We start from the raw sequence: 15,780 nt of genomic DNA, 5'->3' as shown, positions 1-15,780 counted from the left end.
TGTGGGGTGTGGGGTGTGGGGTGTGGGGTGTGGGGTGTGGGGTGTGGGGTGTGGGGTGTGGGGTGTGGGGTGTGGGGTGTGGGGTGTAGGGTGTGGGGAGAAGCTTTTTTCAGTGATCAGTAAACAGTAATCAGTGAACTGAAAACTCACATCTGACTCCTGAATACTGACTCCTGAATACTGACTCCTGACTCCTGACCCCAGTAACAAACTTTTTCAGCAAACCCTATTTAATTTAACAACTCCCTGGGATCGGTGACTTCCCCTTTAATTGCTGCCGCTACCACCATCGCCGGACTCATCAACAAAGTACGACCGGAAGCGGAACCTTGACGACCTTTAAAGTTACGATTGGAGGAGGAGGCGCTGATCTGATCTCCCTGCAATTTATCGGGATTCATGGCTAAACACATGGAACAGCCCGCCTCGCGCCATTCAAAGCCCGATGCTAGGAAAATTTGGTCTAATCCTTCTGCTTCCGCTTGTTTTTTGACTCTTTCGGAACCGGGGACGATAAAAGCTTTCACATGGGGGGCAACACGATGACCTTGGGCAAATTTGGCCGCTTCGCGCAGATCACTGATCCGGCCGTTAGTACAGCTACCGACGAAGCAGACATCGATTTTTGTGCCTTTAATCGGGGTGCCGGGGGTGAGTTTCATGTATTGATAGGCTTCCTCTGCGATCGCTCTTTCACTTGCCGGTAAACTTTCGGGAGTGGGAATGACTTCGTTAACCCCGATTCCTTGGCCCGGAGTAATCCCCCAAGTAACTGTGGGTTCGATTTCGCCGGCATCGAAGACCACCACATCGTCATAAACCGCATCGGCATCGCTTTTAATGCTTTCCCACCAATTAACCGCACTTTCCCAGTCTTTGGGCGCAAAATCACGACCTTTGAGGTAATCGTAGGTGATTTGATCAGGGTTGATATAACCACATCGGGCCCCACCTTCGATCGCCATGTTACAAATCGTCATCCTTTCTTCCATGGACATCCGTTCAATTGTACTACCAGCGTACTCGTAGGCATAACCAACACCGCCTTTAACGCCTAATTGACGGATAATATGGAGAATTACATCTTTAGCATAGACACCGGGGTTTAAATCGCCGTTTACCTCCACTCGACGCACTTTTAATTTCGATAGGGATAGGGTTTGGGTAGCAAGAACATCGCGTACTTGGGAAGTGCCGATGCCAAAAGCGATCGCCCCAAAAGCGCCGTGGGTGGAGGTGTGGGAATCACCGCAGGCGATCGTCATCCCCGGTTGGGTTAGACCCCGTTCGGGAGCGATCACATGAACTATGCCCTGATTGCCGGAACCGATGCCATAGAAAGGAATATGATTGGTTTGAACATTAGTTTCGATCGCCCGGATCATTTCCTCGGCCAAATCGTCAAGGAAAGGACGCGCCTGATTTTCGGTGGGGACGATGTGATCGACGGTGGCAATAGTCCGTCCTGGAAATAATACTTTTAAACCCCTTTCTCTCAGCATCGAAAAAGCTTGGGGACTGGTGACTTCATGGACTAGATGCAGTCCGATGAATAATTGTGTCTGTCCACTGGGAAGAATCTTAACCGTGTGTGCGTCCCAGACTTTATCGAATAATGTTCTTGCGCTCATTGACTTTGGAATGATAGTCATCTCCTTGATCATATCAGCTAACCCTGGCCGATAAATATTAATTTTTTCTTTTCTCTTGGTTAGGAGGGATAATAGATAAATAGCTCAGTTTTTGCCAGATTAAAACCATCGGTTTTTGAGTAAAATAAAAGACTTTAGCCAATAACTATTTGAGTGATTCCTGCTGCTCCTTACCCCCCGATCCTATAATTTTTAAATAGGATTTAGTCTAACATTCTCTGGGTTTGACTAACCCCTAAGTCCATAGCAATAAAAAATTATTCTTTTCTTGTCACTGCTAAATTATGCTCGCTAACTTTCCTATTCAGATAAATTTCTCCGAAAAAAATTAATCCTAGAATCAGAGGTAAACTCAGCCATGCTACTAGGTTTCCTAAGTAGTTAACACTAATAGCAATCAGGAGAGTTACCCCCATATAAATAATCGCTACTTGTGAATGAGACAAGCCAGATTTTTGTAATCTTTGATAAAGGTGACTGCGGTGAGCTTGGAAGATATTTTCCCTTTTTAATAATCGACAAATAAGGGTATAAATAGCATCACCAATCAGAGGTAAAGTGATAGTTAAAGCTGACCAAGCCTGACTTTGATTGCCCTGGTTATTAAGTAAAACCATAGCGACAATTGCCCCTAAACTGGTGCTACCCACATCACCCATAAAAATTTTCGCTGGCGACCAATTCCAGAGGAGAAAACCGCCTAAAGCTGCCACTAAAAGCCATAAAATTGGTTGCTGAAAATAGAGAGCGAGAAATCCTAATTGTACCGCCGTACAGCCAGCCACCAAGCCATCGAGACCATCCATAAAATTATAAAAATTAATCATCGCGGTCAGGCCGATAATTGTGAGAATAACAGCCAAAATTTTGCCGACAAAACCTAAATCTAATAGCCAAGATTGGGGAAAAGCACCGAAAAAAGTGACCGCAACACTAGCGGAGGATAACTGCACTAAATAGCGAATACTAGAGGGAATACCGCGACGATCATCGAGAAGGCCGATAATAATTAAAGGAGTCAGGGACAACCACAGGGGAATGAGAGGTAGGGAAGGAGGAAGGAGAAAATAACTGAGGCAGCCAGTCAGAGCAAAAGCGACGACAAAACCGAGTCCACCCCCCCTAGGTGTGGGTTGACTATGGCTGCTACGCTCATTGGGAATATCTAACAATTGTTGGCTAAAACGTTGTTTAATCAGGGCAACCACCAGAAAACTAATCAGAAAACTGATAACTGAGAGTAGGGATAATAACATAGGGATTTTCGCACTCAGATTAATTATCGATCCTACGTTGTTCGGTGACAAAAAGTGCCGATATTGCCATCGTGGTTTTAGTCAGTGTCAGCATCGCACTTCAACAGCTAAGGCACTCTGAAGTTTGGGGGATATTAGCAGAAATTTTAGGTTTAACTTACTCTCGATCGCTTTTTACCTGACTGATGCGACGAACGTTTAAAATATCGCTCATCAGCTTAATTTGAGTAACACAGCGTTCAAATTGTTGCAGGTCTTTTACTTCAATTTTCAGGGAAATTAAAGCGGGTTTACCGAAATTAGTCTTAACTCCGGCATTGCGAACGTTAATATTTTGGTCACTTAAACGAGAGAGAATATCTTTTAAAACCCCGACGCGATCAATCACTTCAATCTGAATATTTACTGGATAAGTTGGATAACGTCCCTGGTCATCTAGGGGGTTCCAACTAACAGGAATTAAGCGTTCAGCTTCGGCTTTTTCCACATTCGAGCAGCCCTGACGGTGAATAACAATACCTTCCCCCGCATGGGCAACTATACCAGTAATATTTTCTCCTGGTAAAGGACAACAACAACCGGCCAAACGATAGACTAATCCCTCCACACCGGCGATCGGTGATTTACTAACGGGTAAAGCCCTTTGAACGGGAGAAGGTGGTAGAATCAATTGGGAATCAGTCAGGACATCGGGCGGATTTTTGACCGTTAAAATTTCCTGTTGATTTTTAACTGTTTCTTGCAGACGATTAACCACATTTTTTAGGGTAACTTCGCCGTAACCTAAGGCCGCCAATAAATCATCTACTGCCACATAATTGCACTGTTTAGCCACCGATTGCATTCGTTCCGATTTCAGCAGGGCATCGAAGCCAGTTTTACCCAATTCTTTCTCTAATAAATCACGACCCCGGCTAATATTTTCTTCTCGGCGCGATTTTTTGTACCATTGCCGGATGCGATTTCTGGCGCTAGGAGTAACGACAAAATTTAACCAATCTAAACTAGGGTGACTATGCTTGCTGGTGAGAATTTCCACCAGATCACCATTTTGCAAGGGAGCATCAAGAACTGACCATTTACCATTAATTCTTGCCCCTTTCATCTGATTACCTACTTCGCTATGAATATGATAGGCAAAATCTACCGGTGTCGCACCTTGGGCCAGAGCCACCACATCACCTTTGGGGGTGAAAACATAGATATCTTCTTCAAAGAAATTATTTTTCAGGCCATCCATGTATTCTTGGCCATCTTTAAGGTCTTTTTGCCAGTCGAGCAGATTACGCAGCCAAGCAAATTTTTCATCCTCAGCGGTTAAAGTTGTGTGACTAGAACCGGTTTCTTTATACTTCCAATGGGCTGCAATCCCGTATTCAGCAACGTGGTGCATTTCTAGGGTGCGAATCTGCACTTCTAGGGGACGGGCATTTAAACCAACAACGGTGGTATGGAGGGATTGATAACGGTTAGCTTTTGGTAAACCGATATAGTCTTTAAAACGGTTAGGAATCGGAGTAAATTGGTCGTGAACTATGGCTAAACAACGATAACATTCCTCTTTGGTTTCGACGATAATGCGGACGGCGGCAATATCATAAATCTGCTCGAATTCTTTGCCCTGATTGTGCATTTTATGATAGATGCCGTAGAGATGTTTGGGGCGACCCTGTAAATCAAGAACTTTTATGCCAATTTCTTGCAATTTTTCCCGCAATGTGTTAGTGACGGTTTCGATGCGGGCCTCTCGATCGATACGTTTTTCCGATACCAATAACTGCACGGTGCGATAAGCATCGGGTTCGAGGTATTTAAAGCATAAATCCTCTAATTCCCATTTAAATCTGCCAATCCCTAAACGGTTAGCCAGAGGAGCAAAGATTTCTCTAGTTTCTAGGGCGATGCGTTGCTGCTGTTGCGGGGTGAGGTGTTCGAGGGTTTGCATATTGTGCAGGCGATCGGCTAATTTGACCACGATGACGCGGATATCTTGAGCCATCGCCAGGAACATTCGGCGAAAATTCTCCGCTTGCCGTTCAGTTTTGCTAGAAAAGTTGAATTTGGAGAGTTTTGTCACCGCTTCCACCAAATTACGCACCTCAACACCGAATCTAGCCTCGATTTCTTCGGGGGTGACTTCCGTATCTTCCACCACATCGTGAAGGAATCCCGCCGCGATCATTGCCCCATCACCCCCCAGATCCCGCAGTAATCCCGCCACAGCTATGGGATGGGCGATATAGGGTTCCCCGGATTTGCGATACTGGCCCTCGTGGAGTTTGTGGGCGAAATTAAAAGCCCTAGAGATTAAATCGATATCGGGATTCTGGGGGTCGTTTTCGTAGGTAATCAGGCATTCTTTCAGCCAATCGGGTAAAACTAACGCTTTTTTCGGTTCCGTGGCCCGGGGAAGGGCGGTGAGGGTTTCCGGTTGGATGGCAGTGATGGCGTTCATGGTTAGATCGGGGGGATAATAGGGGGGGGGAGGAGACGGATAACTAGAAAATTATTAGGCCGAAGGGATGCCAGATTACTTAACTCTCTAACACTGGAATCGGATCGATCGGCGAAAAGGGCGGGATTCTTTTAAGTTTTTGTCTCTGATCGGGAAGAGGACTTGCAACCGTGACGGCAAATCGTTAATCTTATGTAACAAATTCTAACGCGCTTTGTATTGGATGCTACCGACAAATTACCATCAAGCTTACAAATCTTTGTTAAGAAAACTGGAGGATTTCAGTCTTGCCCTTCTGGATGGGGATGCTTCCACGGGGTTACAATCTTTTCAAGCTTTACAAACCTGTCTAGAAGGGGAGATATTGTCACTAAATGATGACAATTTCAGCCCAGAGGTGGCTAATCGTTGGCGCGCGCTCCAGACGGAACTATATCGATCGTGGCGATTGCTGGAGACGGATTGGTTATTTTTGGCCTCGGCGCGGCAAGGACGGGAGAAACGTTTACAGATAATTAGCGAGCGAGTGGCGACTTTAAAGGGGTATTGTCGGGTTTTGTTAGGGTCAGTTGTCGATTAGTAATTAAATGCTCGATCGCCGTTTGTGTGGCATACTTGACCCTAAGTAGGTAGGCGTTAAAAATTATCAGATGCCCCCCTTATCAAGGGGGATCCCCCCGCCTATCGGCACCCCCCTTATCAAGGGGGATCCCCCCGCCTATCGGCACCCCCCTTATCAAGGGGGGCAGGGGGGATCAGAGGCAAAATCTATCTTCGATTTAATTATAACTACTTACTTAAGTCCTAACTTTTATCGTTACCGATCGCGTCATGTTGGAAATTAAAGACCTAAAAATTGCCTACCCGACAGAATTAAGTTCTCCCGCTTGGGCGATCGATGGGGTGTCTTTTAGTATAGGCAAAGGGGAAACTCTGGGATTAGTGGGTGAATCTGGTTGTGGAAAATCGACCATCGGTAAGGCTATTTTAAGGTTATTACCCAATCGCACTCACGTGGAAGGTGAGATTACCTTTGAAGGGCGATCGCTTTTATCTTTATCTAGCAAACAGTTAGAAAAGTTTCGCGGGGAAGCGGTGGGATTAGTCTTTCAAGATCCGATGACGCGACTGGATCCGCTGATGACTATTGGCGATCATTGTGTGGAAACTTTGCAAGCTCATCGGGGAAATTTAACCTATCGTCAAGCTAAAAGTCAAGCTTGTACTGTCCTAGAAAAAGTGAAAATTCCCGCTAATCGTTGGTCCCAATATCCTCACGAATTTAGCGGGGGAATGCGGCAAAGAGTGGCCATTGCTTTAGCTTTATTATTAAACCCTAAGTTAATTATTGCCGATGAACCCACCACCAGTTTAGATGTGACGGTTTCGGCGGAAATTCTGCGGGAATTAAAGCGTTTATGTAGCGAGGAACAGATGGGATTATTGTTAATTTCCCATGATTTAGCGATGGTGGGAGAATATTGCGATCGATTAGCGGTAATGAAGGGGGGCAAAATTGTCGAATCGGGATTGGTAAAAACAGTTTTTAAAGCGCCTCAACATCCCTACACTCGTTCTCTTTTGGCCGCCGCTTTACACCTACAGTTACGGGAGGAAAAATCAACGGCAATTCAAGGCAAGGAAACGGTGTTAAAGGTGGATAATTTAAAACAGTATTATACCCTAGAAGGTAACTTTTTAGATAGCTTTTTAAAGAAAGAAAAGAAATTTATTAAAGCGGTGGATGAAGTCAATTTTGAACTGTATCGAGGGGAAATATTCGGTTTAGTTGGGGAGTCGGGGTGTGGGAAAAGTACCCTATCGCGAACCCTATTACAGTTAATTAAACCCACCGGGGGAAAAGTGGAATTTTTAGGAGAAGATTTAACCCCTTTGTCGGCGGAAAAAATGCGTCCAAAACGGCGCTTAATGCAGATGATTTTTCAGGATCCCCTCGCTTGTCTCAATCCCTTAATGACGGTGGGAGAAAGTATCGCTGATCCGCTTTTTATCCATCAAAAAGTTAATCTAGAAACGGCTAAAAAACAGGTTTTAACAATGTTAGATCGAGTCGGTTTGACACCGGTAGAGGAATTTTATCGACGCTATCCTAGGGAGTTATCGGGGGGACAACAGCAAAGGGTAGCCATTGCTCGCGCTTTAATTACTCGTCCAGAATTAGTTATTTGTGATGAACCGGTTAGTATGCTCGATGCTAGTGTTCAGACACAGGTTTTAGAGTTAATGTTAGAGTTACAAAAGTTATTTAATCTCACTTATTTATTTATAACTCATGATCTTTGGTTAGCGAGATTCCTCTGCGATCGAATTGCGGTGATGACTGCGGGTAAAATTGTTGAAATGGGTGACACTGAACAGATTTTTAGCCATCCCCAACACCCCTACACCCAAAAATTAATCGCCGCCGCCCCGAGAATTTATCCTGACAGCAACTAAAATCGCTCTAGGGGCTTATAATTGTTATTGTCTAGATATGGTTAGGAAAGACAAAATGGCCAGACAACTTCAGATAACTCTCCCTGAAGATACCATGCAACTTCTCGATCGATGGTTGGCGAGTAGTGATTATCCTGAAAAAGAATATAATAATTTAATTAATGAAGCGATTAAATTATAAGTAGGGAGGCACAATTATTTGTAGGATGGGTTAGCGGTAGCGTAACCCATGCGGGCGTTGGGTTTCATGCTTCAACCCAACCTACGTTCATCTTATATTTAATTCCACCCATCTACTTATATTATGGAACCCCAGAGAAACTACCTCAAGCAACAATTAAAGGAAGGAGCTATTATTAGAGCAGAAAGAAATTTAAATTTAGCACAAGATTGGTTTTCTCTAGAGGATTATTTATGGTAATAATGATTATTTTTAAAGTTAAAAAACTGCTCAAAAAATTTGTCTTTAGTCTCCAAGAGGAAGGATGGAAACCAGCACTCAAAAAGACGAAACGAAAAATTATTAAAATTCTCACAGGAAAGAGTTCCTCTGAATTTGAAGAACAGGTGATCGAAAGTGCTAAATTAGCTGAACCGCGACCCCTAGAAATTGCCAGTAGTGATGATCCTTTAGTCTCGATTATTATTCCTGTTTATAACCAATTTGCCTACACCTTTAACTGTCTCGAATCCTTGAGTGTTAACCTAAGTTCTGATTTAGCTTATGAAATAATCATTGTTAATGATGCTTCCAGCGATGAAACCTTAGAACAATTAGCAACTTTAGTTAAAGGAATTAAAGTATTAACTAATACAGAAAACTCTGGTTTTATTCGTTCCTGTAATTATGGGGCTAGTCAAGCAAAAGGTCAATACCTATATTTTCTCAATAACGATACTAGAATTCTGGAAAATTGTCTAGAAAGTTTAGTGAAATTAATTATCAATAATCCCCAAGTTGGTGCGGTGGGTTCCAAGTTAATTTATGCTAATGGTAAACAACAAGAAGCGGGGGGAATTATCTGGAATTCTGCCGATGGTTGGAATTATGGACGCTTAGATAGTCCCGAGGAACCGGAATATAATTATGTCCGTCCCGTGGACTATTGTTCGGGAGCAAGTTTATTAGTTCCTACAGATTTATTTAAGCAATTAGGTGGTTTTTGTCAAGACTTTATCCCCGCATATTACGAAGATACAGACTTATGTTTTGCCCTCCGAGAATTGGGTTATCAAGTCCTTTATCAACCCCAATCTAACGTCATTCACTACGAAGGAATCACCTCGGGAACAGACCTTTCTAGTGGGATCAAACAATATCAAGTTATTAATCAAACTAAGTTTCGAGAAAAATGGTCAAAGGTATTAACTAAACACCTAGATAACGATGCTAATAATGTACCCAAAGCTGCCCGACGTTTACAAGGAAAACCGACAATTTTAGTCATCGATTCCTACGTTCCACTATACGATCGAGAATCCGGCTGTGTGCGTTTATTAAATATTCTTAAGCTACTGCTCAATTTAGGCTATTCAGTGATTTTCTTTCCCGATAATGGCTATCCTGAACAACCCTATACTTCTGTACTGCAACAGCTGGGAATTGAAGTTATTTATGGCACAGCGCAAAGATATAATCTAGAAGAAAAATTAATCAAATATTTACCCCTGATCGATGGAGTTTGGTTGTGTCGTCCCGAATTGTGTGATAAGTATATGGATTTAATTCGCTTAAAAACAAAAGCACCAATTATTTATGATACAATTGACCTGCATTTTCTACGTTTAAAACGGCAAAAAGACTATCTCGATCCCAGTTACCAAAATACTAGCTGGAGTTGGCAAACCTATCAGAAATTAGAGTTAAACTATGCTAATCAAGCGGAAGCAACCGTAGTAGTAACCGAAGACGAAAAGCAGGTATTATCCTCTTTAGGAGTGAAAAATGTTTGGGTAATCCCCAATATCCATGAAGAAATTTCCCTGTCAGAAAAAGTTGCCTTTGACCAGCGATCGGGTTTAGTATTTATTGGTAGCTACAATCACCCTCCTAATATTGATGCCGTTAAGTGGTTATGTTTAGAAATTATGCCCTTAGTTTGGGCATCCCGTCCCGATATTACCGTTAATTTATTGGGAAGTAACCTCAAGGATGAAGTGAAAGAATTAGCCAATGATCAAGTGATTGTTACCGGTTATGTTCCCGAAGTGGAACCCTATTTCCAAAAGAGTCGGATTTTTGTCGCACCCCTGCGATTTGGTGCGGGAATGAAGGGTAAAATAGGTCAAAGTCTTTCCCTAGGATTACCGACTATTACCACAAAAATTGGTGCCGAAGGTATGGGATTAATTGACCACCAAGATGTTTTAATTGCCGATACTGCCGAGGAATTTGCCCAAGCGGTGATCGAACTCTATGATAATATGGAATTGTGGCAAAAACTCGCTGATAATTCCCTAGAAACTATTAAGAGATACCAACCCGCTACCGTGCAAACTAACCTACAAGCTTTGTTATCGAATCTAGGAATTGTTGCCAAGGATAGTTAACAAGAAAAAAGCTCATTTCTCCCACAGGTCTATTCTATGTCACCGCAACCAAATAAACTCTAGAATCCGCAATTTTGCAGAATTAAAAACCTATTGAGAGACATTACTGATTTGATAAACGCCAACTGTTTCTAGAAGTAATTCCTGACTATAATGCCATAGGTTGCCTCGAAAAAGTTGACAAGACAATCTTAAAAACTTGGCAATTAATGCCCGTTTATTTCTGACTAACGACTGAATTATCATTTTTACCTTTCCCCTTTTTCCTTGAAAAAATATGCCAACTTATCCTGATATCTCCAGTCAAGCTTTTAAACATCCCCTAGATCAGCAAGCTGAACAGGCCTTAAGATCAGTTCCGGGGTTTGATTTACTAGCGAAAAGTTTTTCCGAATATCTCTATGAACGTCCCCAGCAAATTTTATTAATGGGCAATGATCTCAAAGTCGGCCCGCGTCAATACGCCACTTTATACGGTATATATCGCCAATGTCTGCGGGATTTAGATATGTCCCCAGAACCGAATCTTTATGTCAGTCAAAACCCTTCAGCGAATGCCTATTCTTTAGGTTCGGAACATCCCTACATTGTCTTTAATACTGCCCTTTTAGACCTATTAGATGAAGAAGAAATTAGGGTAATTCTTGCCCACGAATTAGGTCATTTAAAATGCGATCATAGTATTTTAATTCAAATGTCTTTTTGGGTGATGGGGGCGGCTAATTTCCTTGGGGGCATCACCTTAGGACTAGGAAAAGCCATTACTACTGGTCTAGTTTATGCCTTTTATGAATGGCGCAGAAAAGCCGAATTATCCGCAGACAGAGCCGCTTTATTAGTTAGCGATGATTTAAATGTAGTCCTGAGAACTTTAATGAAATGTGCAGGAGGAAGTCAAAAATATCTGCATGAATGCAACTTAGAAGAATTTATTCGCCAAGGAGAAGCCTACCGACAATTAGACCAAGATAACTTAAACCAGATTTATAAATTTCTCATTTATAATGGCGGTAATGGTTCCTTTTTAACCCATCCTTTTTCCGTGGAAAGAGTGCATTATCTACAGGAATGGTTTAACTCGGAATCCTATCGTCAAATTCGCCGGGGAAACTATGCCAAAACAGGGGTAAAAAGCTCAATTAATATTGATGCTAATGATAGGGAAAGCGAAAGATTACAGCGACAAATAGCAGAACTACAAGCAGAAATTGAACGGGCAAAAAGACAAAGAAACCCTGAATAATCTATACGAAGGCAGGAGACAGGAGACAGGATTCAGGAGATTGCCTTTATTTATTCTCCCTTCTCCCCACACCCCACACCCCACACCCCACACCCCACACCCCACACCCCACACCCCACACCCCACACCCCACACCCTTTACTGATCACTGAAAATTCTCTTGTCTGTGTTTTGCCAATTTGGTGAGTACAATAGAGGTATCGGGAACCGAGAATGGCAATTCTCCCTACGATTATCCATACACACTTACCCCCACTCTCTCTTTTTTGTTCTACTGCCCATGCTCCAAGATACCCAATCCATTCGTTACTATCAAAGACTCACCGATGACATGGTGGATCTTTGGCACCGTGGCTCGCGTTTTGATGAGATCCGGCTATATGTAGAAGGCTATTTAGCCTGTTTACGCCATTCTAGTTCCATAGAACCCTATCTAATTCATCGTCTCGAAGAAGAAATATTTCGTTTTCTGCGAGATCCCTCTAATTTTGAATATCTCTCCCCCCAAACCCAAACCCAAACCGAAGCAGATTATGGCTATTATTAACCCCATCTCGGCTTAAGGGAATTTGGCCATCATTCCGCCCAAAAAATCGGATTGACTCGCGAGAATCGCCCCGGGATTAGACCTCTTGCATCGGGCAGAATTGAGGAGTTAGGAGTCGGGAGACAGGGCGATTTTTACCAGCGCTCTACCGAGCTTGACAGGAACGAGATTCGGTCATCTGTAGAACAATAGTATCGATCGCTTTCACCAGAGCCTGTCCGGAAACCCGTTGATTATTAACGATAATGCTAAATAACATCGGTCCTTGGTTGGGGTGTTCTAGATAACCCGATAGGGCCCGCACACCGGTAAGAGTGCCGGTTTTAGCGTAAACTGTGCCAGTAGCGGCCGTCTGACGCATTCGGTTTCTCAGGGTGCCACTAATTCCCGCTACCGGTAAGGAAGCATAGAAAGTGTCTCGATTAGGAGAATAATACATCACCCGCAAAATTTCCACGATCGAGCGGGGAGTAGCGGTATTACGGCGGGATAATCCCGAACCATCGGCTAAACGAAAACCACTGGGATTGATGCCCAATTGTGCCAAGATGGCAGTAACATTTTTAGCACCGCCGATAAAGCGAAAAAGAGTGTCAGCGTAGAAATTATTACTTCTCTGATTAGTGATATTAACCCAATCGCGCAGGGATTTCTTCTGAATCGTCGTTTCCGGGTTCATCACTTGTAAAGCGGCAGCCGTGGTAAATAACTTTGTATTAGAAGCAGGGATAAAATAGCGATCAGCGTTATGACTATAAATAACTGTTTGGCGATCGATAGATTCGATTAATATACCCCACTGATTGGGAGCTTGACCGATAATTTTATCGATATTTGCCCCGATCGATTGAGTACAGGTATTATTGGTGTTATTGTTTTCTGGCGGGGGAACGTATAATTCTATGGATTCGTTCGACGAGGAAGGAGCGGGATAAACAGACAGATTAACTTGAGCGATGCTAGGATAGGCCAAAGCGATAGTGGCTACACTGGCCACTGTCAGGGAATTAAGGCAATTGAGGAGTTGTTTCATGCTGTGTTTGTGTAAGAGTCTGGTTTCCGTAAGCGTTCGCACTATTGTACCAGTTGCTGCTCAAGTGTCAAAGTTACCTGTCTAACAGATTTTAGCGGCTAATTCACACCCATGCCAGAGAAGAAAGCTGGCAATAGCCCAGAACTACACTGATACCTATTCTCAAGACCAGTTGGGATTTTTCTGGGTTCCAAAACCGGGCTATTTTGATACCGTTGACATTGCTGGTGACAATTTGGGGATAATAAAAGCAAAGTGTAGGAAGAGGGATATCCGACCCATGTATTCTGTCTCAGATGATTCCAAAACAATGACGAATACCAGCCGTCAAACTGTGCTAGAGACGTTAAACTTACAAAAAACTTATCGGACAGGATTCTGGTTAAATAAAAAAATCGAATCCTTGAAAAACTGTACTTTAATTGTCCATGAGGGCGAAACCTTTGGATTATTAGGCCCGAACGGGGCCGGCAAAACCACACTCTTAAAAACCCTTTTGGGGATTGTCCGACCCACTTCCGGACGGGCCTTGATTCTCGGTCAGCCAATTGGCGATCGCTCGGTCAGGCAACGCATCGGCTATCTTCCCGAAAATGCCTACTACTACGACTATCTCACCGGCTGGGAATTCCTGCAATTAATCGCCAGCATTTTTCAAATTCCCTCTTCTGTGCAGAAAAAACGCATTCCTGAATTATTGGATTTAGTGGGATTAGACCGCAAAACTGCCCAGAAAAAACAATTGCGTCAATATTCTAAGGGAATGATGCAACGGATCGGTATAGCCCAAGCATTAATCAATGATCCTGAATTAGTCTTTTTCGATGAACCGATGTCGGGACTAGACCCTATCGGTCGCTATCAGGTGCGGGAAATTATTCAATCCCTCAAACAACGGGGGAAAACCATCTTTTTTAACTCTCATATTCTCTCCGATGTGGAACAAATTTGCGATCGCATTGCCCTGTTGGCCCGGGGAGAATTACTCTGTGTTGGTTCCCTCGAGCAAATTCTCGGTCGTGCTGATGTCTATCAGGTGATTGTTCAAGGTGGTAGGGAGGATCAACTACAGCAATGGATACTCGGTTTGCATTGGCGCGATAATTGTTGGCAGGGACAATTACAGGGAGAACCCGCTGCTTTTCTGGCTGCCCTGCCTAGTATCGATGCTCGCTTGATTAGTCTGAATTTAGCTCGTGCTTCCCTAGAAGAATTTTTTATCGACCAATTACGTCAGCGCGGTATTACCTCTAGTCAATAAGCACTCTCAGAGCAAATCCGTTGAGTATAGGCTACATATTAGGACAGGCAAAAGGCAAAAGAGGGAATAGATAATCAGTTTTTAATAACTGGATTTAGTATTAATCTACAAGGGAAGTTGCCAAAAAGGAGACGAGCGTGCGACGGGGAAGACATAAAATTTTTATCGGCATGGCCCCGGGGGTCGGGAAAACTTACAAAATGCTGGAGGAGGGGCATAGCCTCAGAAAGCAGGGAACCGACGTGGTGATCGGACTGCTCGAAACCCACGGCCGGAAAGAGACCGCCGCAAAAGCCGAGGGGTTGGAAATCGTACCGAGAAAAATCCTAGAGAAAGAGGGATTTACTCTCTCGGAAATGGATACAGAAGCGATTATCGCCCGCTCGCCGCAGCTGTGTCTGATCGATGAATTAGCCCACACGAACGCGCCTGGTTCGGAGCGAGAGAAACGCTTTCAGGACGTGGAGATAATTTTATCCCGGGGAATCGATGTTTACTCGACAGTGAATATCCAGCATATCGAGAGTTTAAACGATTTGGTTGCCCGAATCACTGGGGTGGTGGTGCGGGAGCGAATACCCGATCGAATTTTGGAGGAAGCTGATGAAGTGATCGTGGTAGATGTTACCGCTGAAACCCTAGAGGAAAGATTATTAGCGGGAAAAATCTACGCTCCCGAAAAGATCCAACCATCTTTAAATAATTTCTTTCGACGGCGCAATTTAATCGCCCTCCGGGAACTCGCCCTGCGTGAAGTGGCCGATACAGTGGAAGAAGAAGCGAGTAATTCGACATTTATCGGTCAATTCTGTCCCGTTCACGAACGGGTATTAGTCTGTGTTTCCACCTATCCCAACTCTTTACGATTATTACGTCGAGGAGCGCGGATAGCGGGGTATATGAATGCGGAATTTTTCGTGATTTTCGTCGATAAACCCGATCGCTTTCTCACCAAAGAGGAGGCTTTACATATCGAAACCTGCGAACGTTTATGTCGGGACTTCGAGGGGAAATTCTTACGGGTTAAAAGCTATCAGGTGGCATCAGCGATCGCAGAAGTGGCCGAACAGGAACGAATCACCCAGATTGTGATCGGGGAGAGCCTTCAATCGCGCTGGAAGAATTTCATCAAAGGTTCTTTCACCCAAAAACTCATGCGTCTGATCTGGCAGAAAAATATCGATCTTCACATCATCGCCACCGAACCAAAAGTACCGATTAAAAACGCGCGGGCCAAGGGGGTGAAAAGGTGACTACCTGACTTGAAAGAGGTTGTGGGGTGTAGGGTGTGGGGTGTGGGGTGTGGGGTGTGGGGTGTAGGGTGTG

The 15,780-nt window shown here is 43.8% G+C and carries 15 protein-coding genes; 9 read left to right on the top strand and 6 right to left on the bottom strand.

The features are described 5' to 3' along the window. The 4 genes from O9332_RS10920 to O9332_RS10905 all read right to left on the bottom strand — a co-directional run. Window positions 1-210, bottom strand: a 210-nt coding sequence (locus tag O9332_RS10920) for a hypothetical protein (RefSeq protein ID WP_288025456.1), incomplete at its 3' end; no start/stop codon positions are given. Window positions 211-230: 20 nt separating this feature from the next. Beyond that, window positions 231-1,631 carry a 3-isopropylmalate dehydratase large subunit gene (leuC, locus tag O9332_RS10915; RefSeq protein ID WP_147070132.1) on the bottom strand — a complete coding sequence of 467 codons (1,401 nt, stop codon included), beginning with the start codon at window positions 1,629-1,631 and terminating at the stop codon, window positions 231-233. A 278-nt stretch (window positions 1,632-1,909) separates the two neighbouring features. Next, the gene (locus O9332_RS10910) at window positions 1,910-2,908 is read right to left on the bottom strand and encodes an MraY family glycosyltransferase (protein WP_002759650.1); all 999 of its coding nucleotides are present in this window, start codon (window positions 2,906-2,908) and stop codon (window positions 1,910-1,912) included. A 157-nt stretch (window positions 2,909-3,065) separates the two neighbouring features. Beyond that, a complete protein-coding gene (locus tag O9332_RS10905) occupies window positions 3,066-5,363 on the bottom strand; it encodes a RelA/SpoT family protein (protein ID WP_288025455.1) in 2,298 nt (765 codons plus the stop codon). Window positions 5,364-5,586: 223 nt separating this feature from the next. Here O9332_RS10905 and patD point away from each other — a divergent pair, with 223 nt between their 5' ends. The 4 genes from patD (at window position 5,587) to O9332_RS10885 (ending at window position 10,370) form a co-directional block, all read left to right on the top strand. Beyond that, on the top strand, window positions 5,587-5,943 hold the full coding sequence (patD, locus tag O9332_RS10900) for a heterocyst frequency control protein PatD (RefSeq protein ID WP_002759645.1): 357 nt from the start codon (window positions 5,587-5,589) through the stop codon (window positions 5,941-5,943). Window positions 5,944-6,194: 251 nt separating this feature from the next. After that, complete coding sequence (locus O9332_RS10895) at window positions 6,195-7,820, top strand: dipeptide ABC transporter ATP-binding protein (protein WP_288025454.1); 1,626 nt, start codon at window positions 6,195-6,197, stop codon at window positions 7,818-7,820. 55 nt (window positions 7,821-7,875) lie between these two features. Next, a complete protein-coding gene (locus O9332_RS10890; protein ID WP_002759643.1) occupies window positions 7,876-8,001 on the top strand; it encodes a hypothetical protein in 126 nt (41 codons plus the stop codon). A 233-nt stretch (window positions 8,002-8,234) separates the two neighbouring features. After that, window positions 8,235-10,370, top strand: coding sequence for a glycosyltransferase (locus tag O9332_RS10885; protein WP_288025453.1), 2,136 nt, complete (start codon window positions 8,235-8,237; stop codon window positions 10,368-10,370). A gap of 90 nt (window positions 10,371-10,460) precedes the next feature. Here the strand turns inward: O9332_RS10885 and O9332_RS10880 are convergent, their stop codons facing one another. Then, window positions 10,461-10,616, bottom strand: a complete 156-nt coding sequence (locus tag O9332_RS10880; RefSeq protein ID WP_012267676.1) for a hypothetical protein — start codon at window positions 10,614-10,616, stop codon at window positions 10,461-10,463. Window positions 10,617-10,647: 31 nt separating this feature from the next. Here O9332_RS10880 and O9332_RS10875 point away from each other — a divergent pair, with 31 nt between their 5' ends. From O9332_RS10875 to O9332_RS10865, 3 genes are all read left to right on the top strand, one after another. Next, on the top strand, window positions 10,648-11,613 hold the full coding sequence (locus tag O9332_RS10875; RefSeq protein WP_288025452.1) for a M48 family metallopeptidase: 966 nt from the start codon (window positions 10,648-10,650) through the stop codon (window positions 11,611-11,613). Continuing rightward, window positions 11,579-11,758: a hypothetical protein gene (locus tag O9332_RS10870; RefSeq protein ID WP_288025451.1), complete on the top strand. Its 180-nt coding sequence runs from the start codon at window positions 11,579-11,581 to the stop codon at window positions 11,756-11,758. The genes O9332_RS10875 and O9332_RS10870 overlap by 35 nt, the downstream gene beginning before the upstream one ends. 135 nt (window positions 11,759-11,893) lie before the next feature. After that, on the top strand, window positions 11,894-12,160 hold the full coding sequence (locus tag O9332_RS10865; RefSeq protein ID WP_002759637.1) for a DUF6761 family protein: 267 nt from the start codon (window positions 11,894-11,896) through the stop codon (window positions 12,158-12,160). 145 nt (window positions 12,161-12,305) lie between these two features. Here the strand turns inward: O9332_RS10865 and dacB are convergent, their stop codons facing one another. Then, the gene (gene dacB, locus O9332_RS10860; RefSeq protein ID WP_288025450.1) at window positions 12,306-13,193 is read right to left on the bottom strand and encodes a D-alanyl-D-alanine carboxypeptidase/D-alanyl-D-alanine endopeptidase; all 888 of its coding nucleotides are present in this window, start codon (window positions 13,191-13,193) and stop codon (window positions 12,306-12,308) included. A gap of 280 nt (window positions 13,194-13,473) precedes the next feature. Here dacB and O9332_RS10855 point away from each other — a divergent pair, with 280 nt between their 5' ends. Both O9332_RS10855 and O9332_RS10850 read left to right on the top strand, forming a co-directional pair. Next, entirely contained in the window at window positions 13,474-14,454 is a 981-nt protein-coding gene (locus O9332_RS10855; protein WP_288025448.1) for an ABC transporter ATP-binding protein, read from the top strand. Between the two features lie 137 nt (window positions 14,455-14,591). After that, the gene (locus O9332_RS10850; RefSeq protein WP_002759628.1) at window positions 14,592-15,707 is read left to right on the top strand and encodes a histidine kinase; all 1,116 of its coding nucleotides are present in this window, start codon (window positions 14,592-14,594) and stop codon (window positions 15,705-15,707) included. The last annotated feature ends 73 nt before the right edge of the window (window positions 15,708-15,780 follow it).

This window comes from Microcystis sp. LE19-10.1B, assembly GCF_027530565.1.
Lineage (GTDB): Bacteria > Cyanobacteriota > Cyanobacteriia > Cyanobacteriales > Microcystaceae > Microcystis > Microcystis aeruginosa.
The sequence above is the reverse complement of the archived record's forward strand: the minus strand, read 5'-3'. Positions and strand labels throughout refer to the sequence as shown.

What these genes read in the sequence shown, in the direction of transcription:
- O9332_RS10910 (WP_002759650.1), bottom strand. Translation starts at nt 2,908, where the DNA reads ATGTTATTATCCCTACTCTCAGTTATCAGTTTTCTGATTAGTTTTCTG.
- O9332_RS10890 (WP_002759643.1), top strand. Translation starts at nt 7,876, where the DNA reads ATGGCCAGACAACTTCAGATAACTCTCCCTGAAGATACCATGCAACTT.
- patD (WP_002759645.1), top strand. Translation starts at nt 5,587, where the DNA reads ATGCTACCGACAAATTACCATCAAGCTTACAAATCTTTGTTAAGAAAA.
- O9332_RS10885 (WP_288025453.1), top strand. Translation starts at nt 8,235, where the DNA reads ATGGTAATAATGATTATTTTTAAAGTTAAAAAACTGCTCAAAAAATTT.
- O9332_RS10905 (WP_288025455.1), bottom strand. Translation starts at nt 5,363, where the DNA reads ATGAACGCCATCACTGCCATCCAACCGGAAACCCTCACCGCCCTTCCC.
- O9332_RS10875 (WP_288025452.1), top strand. Translation starts at nt 10,648, where the DNA reads ATGCCAACTTATCCTGATATCTCCAGTCAAGCTTTTAAACATCCCCTA.
- dacB (WP_288025450.1), bottom strand. Translation starts at nt 13,193, where the DNA reads ATGAAACAACTCCTCAATTGCCTTAATTCCCTGACAGTGGCCAGTGTA.
- O9332_RS10865 (WP_002759637.1), top strand. Translation starts at nt 11,894, where the DNA reads ATGCTCCAAGATACCCAATCCATTCGTTACTATCAAAGACTCACCGAT.
- leuC (WP_147070132.1), bottom strand. Translation starts at nt 1,631, where the DNA reads ATGAGCGCAAGAACATTATTCGATAAAGTCTGGGACGCACACACGGTT.
- O9332_RS10855 (WP_288025448.1), top strand. Translation starts at nt 13,474, where the DNA reads ATGTATTCTGTCTCAGATGATTCCAAAACAATGACGAATACCAGCCGT.
- O9332_RS10880 (WP_012267676.1), bottom strand. Translation starts at nt 10,616, where the DNA reads ATGATAATTCAGTCGTTAGTCAGAAATAAACGGGCATTAATTGCCAAG.
- O9332_RS10895 (WP_288025454.1), top strand. Translation starts at nt 6,195, where the DNA reads ATGTTGGAAATTAAAGACCTAAAAATTGCCTACCCGACAGAATTAAGT.